The organism is Streptomyces spirodelae (assembly GCF_017676385.1).
Taxonomy (GTDB): domain Bacteria; phylum Actinomycetota; class Actinomycetes; order Streptomycetales; family Streptomycetaceae; genus Streptomyces; species Streptomyces spirodelae.
Genome location: NZ_JAFFZN010000009.1, coordinates 86,248 through 98,526 on the forward strand (window position 1 = coordinate 86,248; position 12,279 = coordinate 98,526).

At 69.9% G+C, this 12,279-nt stretch carries 12 protein-coding genes; 6 read left to right on the forward strand and 6 right to left on the reverse strand.

Translation table 11 applies throughout. The features are described 5' to 3' along the window. Positions 1–177: 177 nt before the first annotated feature. The 5 genes from JW592_RS12210 (at position 178) to JW592_RS12230 (ending at position 6,193) form a co-directional block, all read left to right on the forward strand. A complete protein-coding gene (locus JW592_RS12210) occupies positions 178–1,236 on the forward strand; it encodes a carbohydrate kinase family protein (protein WP_209265023.1) in 1,059 nt (352 codons plus the stop codon). A gap of 142 nt (positions 1,237–1,378) precedes the next feature. Further along, positions 1,379–2,776 carry an ABC transporter substrate-binding protein gene (locus JW592_RS12215; RefSeq protein ID WP_209265024.1) on the forward strand — a complete coding sequence of 466 codons (1,398 nt, stop codon included), beginning with the start codon at positions 1,379–1,381 and terminating at the stop codon, positions 2,774–2,776. Further along, positions 2,773–3,720 carry a carbohydrate ABC transporter permease gene (locus JW592_RS12220; protein ID WP_209265025.1) on the forward strand — a complete coding sequence of 316 codons (948 nt, stop codon included), beginning with the start codon at positions 2,773–2,775 and terminating at the stop codon, positions 3,718–3,720. The genes JW592_RS12215 and JW592_RS12220 overlap by 4 nt, the downstream gene beginning before the upstream one ends. After that, positions 3,717–4,541 (forward strand): carbohydrate ABC transporter permease, encoded by an 825-nt coding sequence (locus tag JW592_RS12225; RefSeq protein ID WP_209265026.1) that lies wholly within the window; start codon positions 3,717–3,719, stop codon positions 4,539–4,541. Before JW592_RS12220 ends, JW592_RS12225 begins: the two co-directional genes overlap by 4 nt. A gap of 95 nt (positions 4,542–4,636) precedes the next feature. Then, positions 4,637–6,193: an oxidoreductase gene (locus JW592_RS12230; protein WP_209265027.1), complete on the forward strand. Its 1,557-nt coding sequence runs from the start codon at positions 4,637–4,639 to the stop codon at positions 6,191–6,193. A gap of 85 nt (positions 6,194–6,278) precedes the next feature. Here the strand turns inward: JW592_RS12230 and JW592_RS12235 are convergent, their stop codons facing one another. Genes JW592_RS12235 through JW592_RS12245 form a run of 3 tightly spaced genes read right to left on the reverse strand, consistent with a single transcriptional unit; the run spans position 6,279 to position 7,547 of the window. Then, positions 6,279–6,470: a DUF397 domain-containing protein gene (locus tag JW592_RS12235; protein ID WP_209265028.1), complete on the reverse strand. Its 192-nt coding sequence runs from the start codon at positions 6,468–6,470 to the stop codon at positions 6,279–6,281. A gap of 43 nt (positions 6,471–6,513) precedes the next feature. Beyond that, entirely contained in the window at positions 6,514–6,717 is a 204-nt protein-coding gene (locus JW592_RS12240; protein ID WP_209265029.1) for a DUF397 domain-containing protein, read from the reverse strand. Beyond that, complete coding sequence (locus tag JW592_RS12245; protein ID WP_209265030.1) at positions 6,714–7,547, reverse strand: helix-turn-helix domain-containing protein; 834 nt, start codon at positions 7,545–7,547, stop codon at positions 6,714–6,716. The genes JW592_RS12240 and JW592_RS12245 overlap by 4 nt, the downstream gene beginning before the upstream one ends. A 300-nt stretch (positions 7,548–7,847) precedes the next feature. Here JW592_RS12245 and JW592_RS12250 point away from each other — a divergent pair, with 300 nt between their 5' ends. Beyond that, the gene (locus JW592_RS12250; RefSeq protein WP_229375805.1) at positions 7,848–8,078 is read left to right on the forward strand and encodes a hypothetical protein; all 231 of its coding nucleotides are present in this window, start codon (positions 7,848–7,850) and stop codon (positions 8,076–8,078) included. 5 nt (positions 8,079–8,083) lie between these two features. On the opposite strand, the gene JW592_RS12255 is transcribed toward JW592_RS12250, so the two are convergent. Genes JW592_RS12255 through JW592_RS12265 form a run of 3 tightly spaced genes read right to left on the reverse strand, consistent with a single transcriptional unit; the run spans position 8,084 to position 12,241 of the window. Continuing rightward, a complete protein-coding gene (locus tag JW592_RS12255) occupies positions 8,084–10,408 on the reverse strand; it encodes a penicillin acylase family protein (protein ID WP_209265031.1) in 2,325 nt (774 codons plus the stop codon). Between the two features lie 19 nt (positions 10,409–10,427). Further along, positions 10,428–11,942: a sodium:solute symporter family protein gene (locus JW592_RS12260; protein ID WP_209265032.1), complete on the reverse strand. Its 1,515-nt coding sequence runs from the start codon at positions 11,940–11,942 to the stop codon at positions 10,428–10,430. Continuing rightward, the gene (locus tag JW592_RS12265; protein ID WP_209265033.1) at positions 11,939–12,241 is read right to left on the reverse strand and encodes a DUF3311 domain-containing protein; all 303 of its coding nucleotides are present in this window, start codon (positions 12,239–12,241) and stop codon (positions 11,939–11,941) included. Before JW592_RS12265 ends, JW592_RS12260 begins: the two co-directional genes overlap by 4 nt. Between the last annotated feature and the right edge of the window lie 38 nt (positions 12,242–12,279).

Genomic DNA, 12,279 nt, shown 5'->3' on the forward strand with positions numbered 1-12,279 from the left:
CTCTTGCAAGCGGCCGCGAAAGGGTGCAAGGTATCGCTCAAATCAGTCACGGAAAAGCTGAGTTCTGGCCATAGCTGAGAGGGGCGAACGGCCTTGAGCACCACTGGGAGCGCCCTCCCCCAAGTTCTCGACTCCGCTCGAACAGGGGGGACCCCCATCGCACCGACCGGGAGCTGGTTGGACCCGCTGGCCGCCCTCCGCGCGGACGGCGGTCCTGAGACCGATGTCTTCCTCACCGGCACGGTCTTTCTCGACATCGTCTTCACCGGCCTCGACCACGCTCCCGTACGGGGCACCGAGACCTGGGCCCGCGGCATGGGCTCCAGCCCCGGCGGAGTGGCCAACATGGCGACAGCGCTGCGCAGGCTCGGGCTGCGCACCGCGCTGGCGGCCGCCTTCGGCGACGACATGTACGGCGACTACTGCTGGGAGGCCCTCTCCGGCAGCGAGGGCATCGACCTGGCGCCCTCGCACCGGGCGAAGGGCTGGCACTCACCGGTCACCGTCTCCATGGCGTACGAGGGCGAGCGCACCATGGTCAGCCACGGCCACGAGGCGCCCAAACCGTGCGTCAGCGTCGCCGCCCGACCGCGCTCGCGGGCCTGCGTCACCTCGCTGTCCCCCGGCCGGGTGGGGGACTGGGTTCGGCAGGCGCACACCGAAGGCAGCCTGATCTTCGCCGACACCGGCTGGGACGAGACCGGCGCCTGGGACCCGGACACCCTGGCAGACCTGTCGCTGTGCCACGCCTTCCTGCCGAACGCCACCGAGGCCCTCCACTACACCCGCACCGACACCCCGGAGGCGGCCGTACGGGAGCTGGCCGAACTGGTGCCCGTCGCGGTCGTGACCAAGGGCTCCGGCGGCGCGGTGGCGGTGGACGGGACCACCGGCGAGTACGCGGACGTGCCCGCGCTGGAGGTCGAAGCCCTCGACCCCACAGGGGCCGGGGACGTGTTCATGGCCGGCTTCACCACCGGAACGCTGGCCGGCTGGCCGCTCGCCGACCGGCTCGCCTTCGCCAACCTGACCGCGGCACTGTCCGTACAGCACTTCGGCGGCTCCCTCTCGGCACCCGGCTGGAGCGAGGTGGCCGCCTGGTGGCAGTACGCACGGCGGATCGGCGGCCAGAGCCAGGAGGTGATGCGGCGCTATTCCTTCCTGGACGGCCTGCTGCCCGGCGGCGGTGGCGACTGGCCCCTGCGGGCCACCCCCACCATCGGCTTCCGCTCATGAGGGCGCGTGCGCCCCGCAGGGGCGCGGGGCTGTGCTCGTTCATGCGGCTCCGCCGCGCGGGCGCGCCGAGCCGAAACGGAACCGCAGCCTGCGACGCGAAGCCAGGGGCAGCCCCTTCCCAGCAACAAGGAGGCGTACGACCATGAAAGCGCACCGGCACCACAGGAGAGGGCGCTCGTGCATCGTGCTGGGCGCGCTGCTGCTGGCCGCAGCCTGCGTTCCCGGGACCGACGGTTCCGGCGCGGCGGGCTCCCAGGGGGCCGCGGCGACTGCCATACCCGACCCCGGCAAGGCCGGAAAGGTCACCCTCACGGTGTGGGACCAGCAGACCCGCGGCGGCGCGAACGCCCAGATCGAGCGGCTCAACAAGGAGTTCGAGCACAAGTACCCCAACGTCACCATCAAGCGGGTGGCACGCAGCTTCAACGATCTGAAGAAGACCCTCAAACTCGCCCTGAGCGGCGACAACCCGCCCGACGTCGTCCAGGCCAACCAGGGCTACTCCGACATGGTGGCCTTCGCCCGTGCCGGCATGCTCACCCCGCTGGACAGCTACGCGGGCCTCTACAGCTGGAACACCCGCTTCCCGCAGACCCTGCTCAACCTCAACCGGGTCTCGCCCGACGGCAAGCAGTTCGGCACCGGACAGCTGTACGGGATCTCCCAGGAGGGCGAGTACATCGGCGTCTACTACAACAAGAAGGTGCTGCGGAAGGCGGGCCTCGAGCCGCCGAGGACCTGGCAGGACCTCACGGGCGCACTGCCGAAGCTGAAGAAGGCGGGAGAACTTCCCATTCAGTTCGGCAACCTCGACAAATACCCCGCCATCCACACCTTCGGCGTCCTCCAGGGCCAGGCGGCAGGCAGCGCCGAGCCGGTCCGCGAGACGGTCTTCGGCCGCGGCGGCGGCTTCGACACGGAGCCCACCCGCAAGGCGGCCCGCACCCTCGCCGACTGGGCGGAGAAGGGCTACTTCCCCAAGGGCGCCAACGGCAAGGGCTACGACGACGCCGCCAAGCAGTTCGCCGACGGCAAGGGCGCCTTCCTGATCACCGGCACCTGGCAACTTGCCGACCTGCGCAAACCCATGGGTGACGACCTCGGCTTCATGCCGCCGCCCCCGGCCGAGGGACGGCAGCCGGTCACCACCGGGGGCGAGGGCCTGCCCTGGTCCATCACCTCCAAGTCCGACCACCCCGAAGTCGCCGCCGCCTACCTGGACTTCCTCACCGACGCACACGCCTCCAAGGTGATGACCGAGGAGGGAGTGCTGCCCATCGTGCCCGGCAAGGCCGCGAAGCAGCTCGACCCGGACGAGGCCGACGGCCAGATGTTCGCGGGCTGGCAGAGACTGAACGCCGCCGACGGGCTGGTGCCCTACCTCGACTACACCACGCCCACCTTCTACGACACCCTCTCCGCCGACCTCCAGGGCGTCCTCAGCGGCAAACTCAGCCCTGGCGATCTCGCCACGCGGATGCAGAAGGAATACGCGGAATTCCGCGCCCGGCAGCGCACAGGCTCCGAGGACGAGGGATGAGCGCGCACACCGGCACGGGAAGCCGGGGGAGTGCGGCCGTACTGCGCCGCCTCACCGCCCGCTACCGGCGCCAAGCACCCGGCGAGCCCAGGGCGGTGGGCTATCTGTACGTCCTGCCCGCGCTCGCCGTCTTCGGGGTCTTCCTGCTGTGGCCGCTCGGCCAGACCGCCTGGCTCTCCCTGCTGCACTGGGACGGGCTCACCCGCGCGAGCTGGGCCGGTCTCGACAACTACCGGGACCTGCTCACCGACCCCGCACTGCGCGCCCCCTTCGCGCACGCCGCGGTGCTGCTGCTGTTCTACGCCGTCCTGCCGGTGGCCATCGGCCTGCTGCTCACAGCGGCGCTGACCCGCTTCCGTATCCGCGGTATGACCTTCTTCCGCACCGTGCTGTTCCTGCCGCAGGTGCTGGCCATGGTCGTGGTCGGTGTCGCCTGGCGCGCGGTGCTGGCCCCCGAGGGGCTGCTGAACGACACGCTGAGCGCCGTCGGCCTGGGCGGCCTGACCCGGTCCTGGCTGGGCGACGACACCTGGGCGCTGCCCGCCGTCGGCACCGTGGGCACCTGGGTGGAGACGGGGCTGTGCCTCGTGCTCTTCCTCGCCGGGGCGCAGCGCATCCCACGGGAGCTGTACGAGGCCGCCCGTATCGACGGCGCCGGACCGGTACGGGAGTTCTTCACCGTCACCCTTCCGGGGCTGCGCGCGGAGGTCGCCGTCGCGCTCACCCTCACCCTGGTGGCGGCGCTGCGCAACTTCGACCTGATCTACATCACCACCAGCGGCGGCCCCGGCAACGCCACCTCCGTACCCGCCTACGAGGTCTACCGCCGGGCCTTCGAGAGCGGCGAGGTCGGCTCGGCCTCGGCCATGGGCATCACCCTCACCGCCGTGATCTTCGCGCTGACCATGGTGGTCACCAGGCTCGTGGAGGGCCGCAGACGATGAACACTTCCCGCACCGAACGCGGCGTCACCTACGGCATCCTCGGCCTGTTCGCGCTGATCGCCCTCACTCCGGTGGCCGGAATCCTCTCCACCGCGCTGGCCGGCCAGGACTCGCTGGACACCGGCTTCGCGCTGCCGGACGGCCTCAACTGGGGCAACTTCGCCGACGCCTGGACCCGCGGTCACTTCGGCACCTACCTGTTCAGCTCCGTGCTGGTGGCCGTCGCCGTGGTGGCCGCCACCACGGTGCTGGCCACCCTGGCCGCCTACGCCTTCGGCACCATGCGCTTCCCCGGTTCCAACTGGCTGTTCTACCTGTTCGTCCTGGGGCTCACCCTCCCGCAGGAAGCCGTGATCGTCCCGCTCTACTTCGACCTGCGGCACTGGGGGCTGACCAACACCTACTGGGGGCTGATCCTGCCGCAGACCGCACAGTCCCTCGCCTTCGGCGTCTTCTGGATGCGCACGTACTTCCGCAACACGCCGCGCTCCCTGCTGGAGGCGGCCCGCATCGACGGGGCGACCCACTGGTCGACCCTCACCCGCATCCTGGTGCCGATGGGGCGGCCCGCCTTCTCCACGCTGACCGTCATCGTCTTCATGTGGACCTGGAACGAGTTCCTGATGGCCCTGGTGATGGTGAGCGACGAGGCGCACCGGACGGTACCGCTGGGTCTCGCCTTCTTCCAGGGCCAGCACGCGTCGGACACCGCCTTGTTGGCCGCCGCCGCGACACTGATCGCCCTGCCGGTCGTGCTGGTCTACCTGGTGCTGCAACGCCGCTTCATCCAGGGCATGCTGACGGGCTCCGCGAAAGAGTGACGGGCGGCGGCCTGCCTTGAATCCCTGGCAGAGAGGGCCGCTCCCGTTCGTGCGTGGGCAAGGCGAGCGCGAAGGTGGATCACTACTCTGCACGAATGCTCTCATACGACGAGTTGACCTCACCCGAGCGTGAGTTGTGGGACGCGTTCCCGGAGGGACGCCGCGTGGACCTGCGCACGGGCGTGCCCGAGGAGGACCGTGCCGCCGAGGGTGGGCGTTGGGGCCCTGAACGGACGGTGCGGGCCGCGGTGATGGTGGCGCTCCTCCTGGGCGCGAACACCGGGCAGCCGGGCGCCGTGGCATGTCTGAGGCTCGCCGGGGCGCGGATATCCGGTCACCTCAATCTGGCCGGCGCGCAGGTCGCTTACGCCCTCTGGCTTGAGGACTGCTGGTTCGAGGAGTCGGTTGACCTGCTCGGAGCGTCGGCACAAACCGTCGTGATCACGGGCAGCCACGTACCTGGCATCGAAGCCTATGCGGCCTGCATCGAGGGAACGCTCGACTTGCGGCGCTCCGTGGTGGAGAGCCTCGCTTCCTCGCCCTTCAACCACGTGAGCACCGCCCTGTCCCTGAGCGACGCCCGGGTGACTGGCGGCATGCTCCTCAACGGGACTGAGATCAGCGCGCCCGGCGGGTGGGCCGTGGCCGCAGGCGGCCTGGTCATGGAAGGAGGCGTGACCTGCAGGGGCGGGTTCGTCGTGCGAGGTGAGGTACGGCTGCTGGGGGCGCAGTTGCCGGGCGGACTGTTCATGAAGGGTGCACAGCTGGTGAGCCCCGGCCCGCGCGGGGTGGCGCTCGCGCTGGACAACGCCGTGGCCTCGACGCTCGACTTCTCCGACGGGTTCATGGCGAACGGTACCGTACGGCTGCGGGGCGCCCGGATCTCGAACAACCTGACCTTTGAGGGAGCCGTCCTGAACGGGCCGCCCGACGGGCGCAGCCCGTCCTTGGTCGCGCCTTTGATGCAGGCCGTCGACTTCGACTTCACCCTCGCCCGGTCTCCGTCCGGCAGCGTGGACCTGCGAGGCGCACAGGTGTCCAACCTCCACGACAGCGATCACAGCTGGCCGGACGTGGTGGAGCTGGACGGCTTCGGCTACGGCTCCATCAAGGTGGAGGAGGGCGGCGAGCGCAGGGAAGCAGTGGGGCGGCGGGACTCCGTTGCGCGACGGGTGGCGTGGATTCGGCGAAGCCCAGGCTACAGCCCGCAGCCGTACGAGCAGTTGGCGAGCTGGTACCGGAAAGCCGGCCACGACGACGACGCCCGCCGCGTTCTCCTGGCCAAACAGCGCCATCGGCGCCGAACTCTGCCCTGGGCCGCGCGCATGTGGGGGCACCTGCTCGACGCGACTGTCGGCTACGGCTACCGCCCCTGGCTGGCCGGTGTCTGGCTCCTCGCACTGACCTTGCTGGGTACGCTGTCCTTCAGCGCTCACTCCCCCAGCCCGGTCAAACCAGGCGAAGGAGCCCCGTTCCAGCCCGTCGTCTACACACTCGACCTTCTGGTCCCCATCGGCGGTCTGGGCCAGCGCACCGCCTGGTACTGGCCGAACGACGGCCTCCAATGGCTGGCCTACCTGCTGATCGCCTTCGGCTGGGTGCTGACGACCGCCGTCATCGCGGGTGTCACCCGCGCCCTGCAGAAGAACTAGGGGCAGCAGAGCAGTCCGCATCCCAGGGTGAGGAAGGCTTCGCGGGTATCGGAGATGCCCAGTTCACGGCCTTGTGCAAAGCGCTTTAGTGCTTCATGCTACCGACGAAGGTGGTCCAGGCAGTTGTTGAGAAGCGCAGCGGTGCTCGGTCGGTGTCCTTGCTGTTCCGTACGGGGACGGTGCCCGTTCGCGCCTGGGACGGCGCCCATTCAAGGCACTGCCCGCCGTTGCCGGCGCTGTAGCTGCTCTTGTGCCACGGCCCGTTGGTTGTGGTCATGGTGTGTGCTCTCCTATCACGCTCTGGGCCAAGCTGAGTCTGCTTATCGGCGTGCGGAGTGCTTCATGCTACCGACGAACGTGGTCCAGGCTGCCGTTGAGAAGCGCAGCGGTGCTCGGTCGGTGTCCTTGCTGTCGCGCACGGGGACCACACCGGTCACCACCGAAGCGGGCAACCACTCGAGGCAGTTGCCGCCCTGCCCGCCGCTGTAGCTGCTCTTGAGCCAAGGTCCGCTGGTCGTGCTCATCGAGTGCGCTCTCCCATCACGCTCTGGATCAAGCTGAGTGACTGAGCCGGCGACAGTGCATCCGCGCGCAGCCGGTCAAACAGGTTTTGGGCGGTTCCTACGTGCTCGGGAGAGTCAATCACACGGCCGATTCCCTGGCCCTCCGAGTACAGGACAGAGGAGTGGTCGTCCGGGAATTTCAGCAGTGTGAACGGCGACTCAGCCGGAGGCGCACCCGACGCGAACGGCAGCACCTGAACCGTGACGGCCGGGTAGTCCGCAATAGCTGCCAGGTGACGAAGCTGATCACGCATCACTGCGTCTCCGCCTACCCTGCGCCGCAGGCTCGATTCGTCCAGCACCAGCCACAGGAGCGGTGGGCGATCGTTCTCGTGCAGCTTGCGCCGTTCCATCCGCAGATCGACTTTGGCGGCCGTCTGCTCAGGAGTGTCGAGCGGCTGTCCGGAGCGCAGCAGCGCACGTGCGTACTCCCGGGTCTGTACGCCGCCGAAGATCAGGTTCGTGCTGTAGTCGCAGATTTCGGACGCTGCTTTCTCCAGCTCTACGAAGGGTGCGAACCAGTCGGGGTGGTCGACATCCATGAGCCGCCGTAACTGTTCGGCGAACAAGTCACCGGTGCCGAACGCGACGTCGCAGCCCTTTGCGAACTTCATCGACGGAGTGATGGTGCCCTTTTCGACCTTGCTGACATAGCCCTCGCTGTAACCGGTGGCGGTGCCCAAGTGCTTCTGCAGCAGTCCGCGCGCCTGCCTCACGCGCTTGACGTCTTCCCCGAACGAGGTAGGCGCCACTGGGTTCAAGTCACTGACCCGATTCCGCTTCCTTGCCATCTGCGACCAGCCTCTCTGTATCTAGAACGGTCAGACGCAGGTTGTCGCTCGCTTGCGTCCTCGCGTTCAAGCGAGCCAAGAGTACCGCCGGTTGTGTTGTTCTCACCACACAGCGCAACTAGGGAGGCGGGGCTATGCCCGACGAACGAGTAAGCATGAGCACAGCGATGAACGGCGGATGCCAGGACTGCGAGTGGTTCCGGATGATGATCAGTCGGGCCCGAGGAGCGTGCGACGACAGGAGCGCCGCAGATTTGGAGGCGTTGCAGGGGCGGCACCTGCATCTCAAGCACAACCCTGATGCCCAGCCCGGGCGGCGCGGCCTTCGGAGCGTGTGACATGTGGCAGGTCGGCGACACCGCGAGGGACGTGAAGAGTGGCCGCACCGGGGAGATCGTCCAGGTGACCGGACCGGCCCCGTACATCTACCGGTTGAGGGTCGTCACGGGTCCCGACGAACCCCCGATCATGCTCTATCGCTATGCCCCCGAACTTCGCCGCGTGGCAACCCCCGTCTCCCGACGCACTTGAGTCAGTCAGTTCAAGTCCACGGCGGCCGGGGAGAGGACCAGACGCCGCACCGTCTCCGCCTCCACGCGAGGGCGGGAGTAGACAAGAGGGAACGCCCCATCCGCGGCCCAGTCCTCGAAGAGATCCGCATAGTGGGGGGAGCGCGGGTCGCCGGACTGGCCGGGGGAGTTCATGGCGAGGGAGTTGTCCCAGGCGCCGACGTCCACCACCATCCGGAAGCTCGCCCCGGCGTTCTGCCGGAAGTCCGGCAGGTACGCGGCGGCACCCACCGTGTCGCCACTCCCGCCACGAGGGAGGGGACCGAGGCCGCACCAGCCGGGAGCCTCCGTCACCCCCTGGCGGGCCAGCAGCCGGGCCACCGGATGGTGCAGTTCGGCCCGGTGCAGGGCGCCCCAGGACCAGCCGTCCGGGTCCTCGCCCAGCAGCCCGGCGACGGCTGTCACGGCTGTACCGAGGCTTGTCAGGAGCAACTGTGCGCGCTCGCCGTCCGGATCGGGCGCACCCAAAAGCCGGAGCCCGACACGCGGGTCACCCGAGTCACCCTCCACCGGCAACACCCGCGCCAGCGCCTCGTCCAGCCGCTCCGCCGGCACCAGCCCGCTCAGCGCCCGCCGCAGCAGCGCCAGCCGCAGATGCCGCCGGAACCACACCTCGAACAGCGCGGCGGCGGCCGAGTCGGCGCGCAGCTCGCCGCCCCAGCCGCGCAGCAGCGCGAGGCCGGTCCGTACGCGGGGGTCCGTGCTCTCCAACCCGGACAGCAGCGGCAGCACGCGCCGCGCGGGCAGGCTGACGTAGTCGGTCTGGAGCCGTACGCAGTCCTCGGCCGTCCAGTCGTGCCGCGCCGCGAGGGCTTCGGCGCACCGCTGGTGGCGGAAGGGCGCGTACCAGTCGTGGGTGACGGGCCGCTCGGTGTGCGGGTAGTCGGGCGGCAGATTGTGCTGGTTGGCGGTGGCGAACCAGCCCTGTTCGGGGTCGCGTTCGGCCGGCAGCTCGTCGGCGTCCAGGAAGCCGTCCCACTCGTAGCGCCCGTCGCCGGGCACCGGCAACGTGCCGTCCCAGCCGCGCCGCCGGGGGACGCGGCCGGCCGGGCGCCAGCCGATCGTGCCGTCGGGCGCCGCGTACACCTGGTTCTCACCCGGCGCGCCCCAGCGGCGCATGGCTGCGAGGAACGCGTCCGGGCTCTCGGCGCCCATGTAGCTCGCGCTGCCCAGATACGGCGCCATCCCGGGGCCCAGCCAGGCGGCGCGCACCGCGAACGCGGCCTGCCGCTCGGGGCGTTCGCAGATGACGGGACCGTGCCGGGTGAACCACATCCGGGCCCGCACCGGCTCCGCGTCCCGGACCGGGATGTCCTCGGTCACGCACGTCATCGGCTCCCAGCCGTCCCCGTAGGCGTAGGAGTGCGGGTCCTCCGGGTCGGTGCGGTAGACGTACAGGTCCTCCTGGTCGATCGGGAAGATCGTCAGTCCGAACGCGATTCGGCCGTTGTGCCCGATGGAGATGCCTGGCAGTGCCGGTTCACCGGCGCCGATCACGTCGAGACCCGGTGCGGACAGATGGGCGAGGTAGCGCAGCGAGGGCAGGGTGACGGCCCGGTGCGGGTCGTTGGCCAGCAGCGGCCGTCCGGTGGCGGTGCGGGAGGGTGCCAGCACCCAGTTGTTGCTGCCGTCCAGGCCCTGGCGGGGCGGGGTGCCGGTTTCCCAGGGCGGGACGGTGGCCAGGTCGTAGACGCGGAGCACGTCGTCGGGGATGACCTCCAGGTCCAGGCCCTCGGGGACACGGAGCCGGTGGCCCTCCGGCTCGCGGGCCCTGCGCAGCTCCTCCACCTCGGGGCCGAAATCGCGGAGCGTGCGCGCCCGGGCCACCTCCTCGCGCAGGTTGTAGAAGAGCCCGTGGGTGCGGATCCGGGCCAGATCACCGGGCTCCCAGTACGACGGCTCGAAGCCGAGGGCCGCGAACTCGGGAGGGAGCGCGCCGGAACCCCGCGCGTGCGCCACATACGTGTTGAGCCCCGCGACGAAGGAGTGCGCCATCTCCTCCGTCCCGGGCCCGTACGCGGCCCACTCCTCCGCCATCTCGCCCCGATACAGGAACAGCCGGGCAGCGCGGTCGTGCTCGACGTACTGCTCGCCGAACACCTCGGCCAGCAGCCCAAGCCCCCGCCGCCGCCACAGGTCGAGCTGGAAGAGCCGCTCGCGGGCCGCGTTGAAGCCCTGCGCCAGGAAGAGGTCGGCCCGGGAGGCGGCGTACAGATGCGGTACGCCCCAGCGGTCCACCAGGATCTCGACGGGCTGCTCAAGACCGGGGACCTCGTACCTGGTCACGTCCACGCTCGTGCCTCCTCGGGGATCACGCCGGTTCCTGCTCCGGCGACGGGGTCTGCCGTGCCGGTGCCGTTCCGGGCGCGGACGGCCGGGCGTAGGTGAGTGCGACGGCCACCAGCAGGTTGGCCGCCAGACCCAGCAGGCCGCCGTTGATCCCGTGCCAGGGGTCGTTGTCCGTCCACCACAGCAGCAGTACCACGCCGAGCCCGACCAGCATGCCCGCGACCCCGGCCACCGCGCTCAGCCGCCGCCAGAACAGGGAGAGCAGCGCCAGCGGCACGAGCTGCGCCAGCCCCTCGTACGAGAGGACCGACAGCTGCACCAGGGTGTTCGGGAAGAAGAGGGCACCCAGCAGGGCCACGAGCCCGGCCACGAAGCACACCAGTTGGGACAGCCGCTTGATCCGTACATCGTCGGCGCCGCCCGGGCCCGAGCGCCCGGCGCGGCTGCGCGGGTCGGAGCCGTTGCCGCCGCCCAGCAGGGTCCGGCCGCACAGGGTGCCGATGGCCAGCATGAAGACGCTCATCGGCACAATGGCCGACAGCGCGCCCGCCACCCCGATCACCGCCACCAGCGGCGCCGGCAGCGAGTCGGTCACCAGCCGGAACAGCGCCAGGTCCGGGTTGTCCAGCGCGGGCAGCGCGAACAACGCGACGGCACCGACCATCATCGGGATGAACAGCAGCAGTTGGTACCAGGGCAGCAGCAGCGCGTTGCGGCGCAGCGCGTTGGGGCTCTTGGCGCTGAGGTAGCCGGCGACGGTGGTGGGGAAGATGGAGATCGTCACGGCGTTCAGCAGCAGCGTGGAGACGAACCAGGTGCCGTTCAGCCCGCCCGACTCATGGCCGGGGAAGGTCAGCCACTGCGGCTTCTCCTCGACCATCCGCGTCATGAAGTCCCCGTACCCGTCCAGGTAGTGCAGCGGCACCCACACCGCGAGGAAGACCACCGCCACGATGACGAGCACGTCCTTGAGCACGCTCACCCACGCCGAGCCGCGCAGCCCGGAGACGAGGATGAACGCCTCCGCGACGACGAAGGAGATCACGGCGGCGACGTGCAGATCGACGCTGCCGTACGTCATCGCGTTCACCACCACCCCCATGCCCTGGATCTGCACCTGCACGTAGGGAACGATGAAAACGGTCGCCGTGACCGCCACCAATATCCCCACCGGTCGGGAGCGGAAGCGGTGTTCAGCCATGTCGGCTATGGACAGCAGCCGGTGCCGGCTCGCGTACGTCCACAGCGCGGGCCCGACCACGTACGCCACCGCGAAGCCGGTCGTCAGATAGGCGACGAGGTACAGGATCGGCACGCCCATCGAGTACGACCAGCCTGCCGTGCCCAGGAACGAGAAGCTGGTGTAGGTCTCGCCCGCCATCAGCAGCCAGATGAACAGCACGCCGAGGCCCCGGCTGGAGACCGACCACTCGGCCATGCCCTTGTCCCGCCCCCGGGCGCTGAGCACACCGATGGCCAGGGTCGCCACCATGGCGAGACCGAAGATCGTGGTGGCGATCGCCGCCGATCCGTTCATCGCGGGCCTCCCTCGTCGTCGACCGGGAGGGGCTCGACGGCGCCCTGCCGGAATGCCGGGTCCAGCCGCGAGACCGCCCAGATGACGAGGGGGCTCACGACCGTGGCGGCCACGATCCAGAACAGGAGGAAGGGCAGCCCCGCGATACGGGGCTCGATCCGGTTCGCGACCACGGGCGCCGCGCAGTACAGGACGGCGGGGACGAGCAGGAGCCACAGCGCCGGGCGCCTGGCTCCGATACGGGGAAGCCCGGCGAGGGGGTCGTCGTCCCCCTGCGGCGGGCGGTGGTGCTCGGACATTGCGGGTTGCTCCTCGGGAGACGGCCGGTAACGGCATG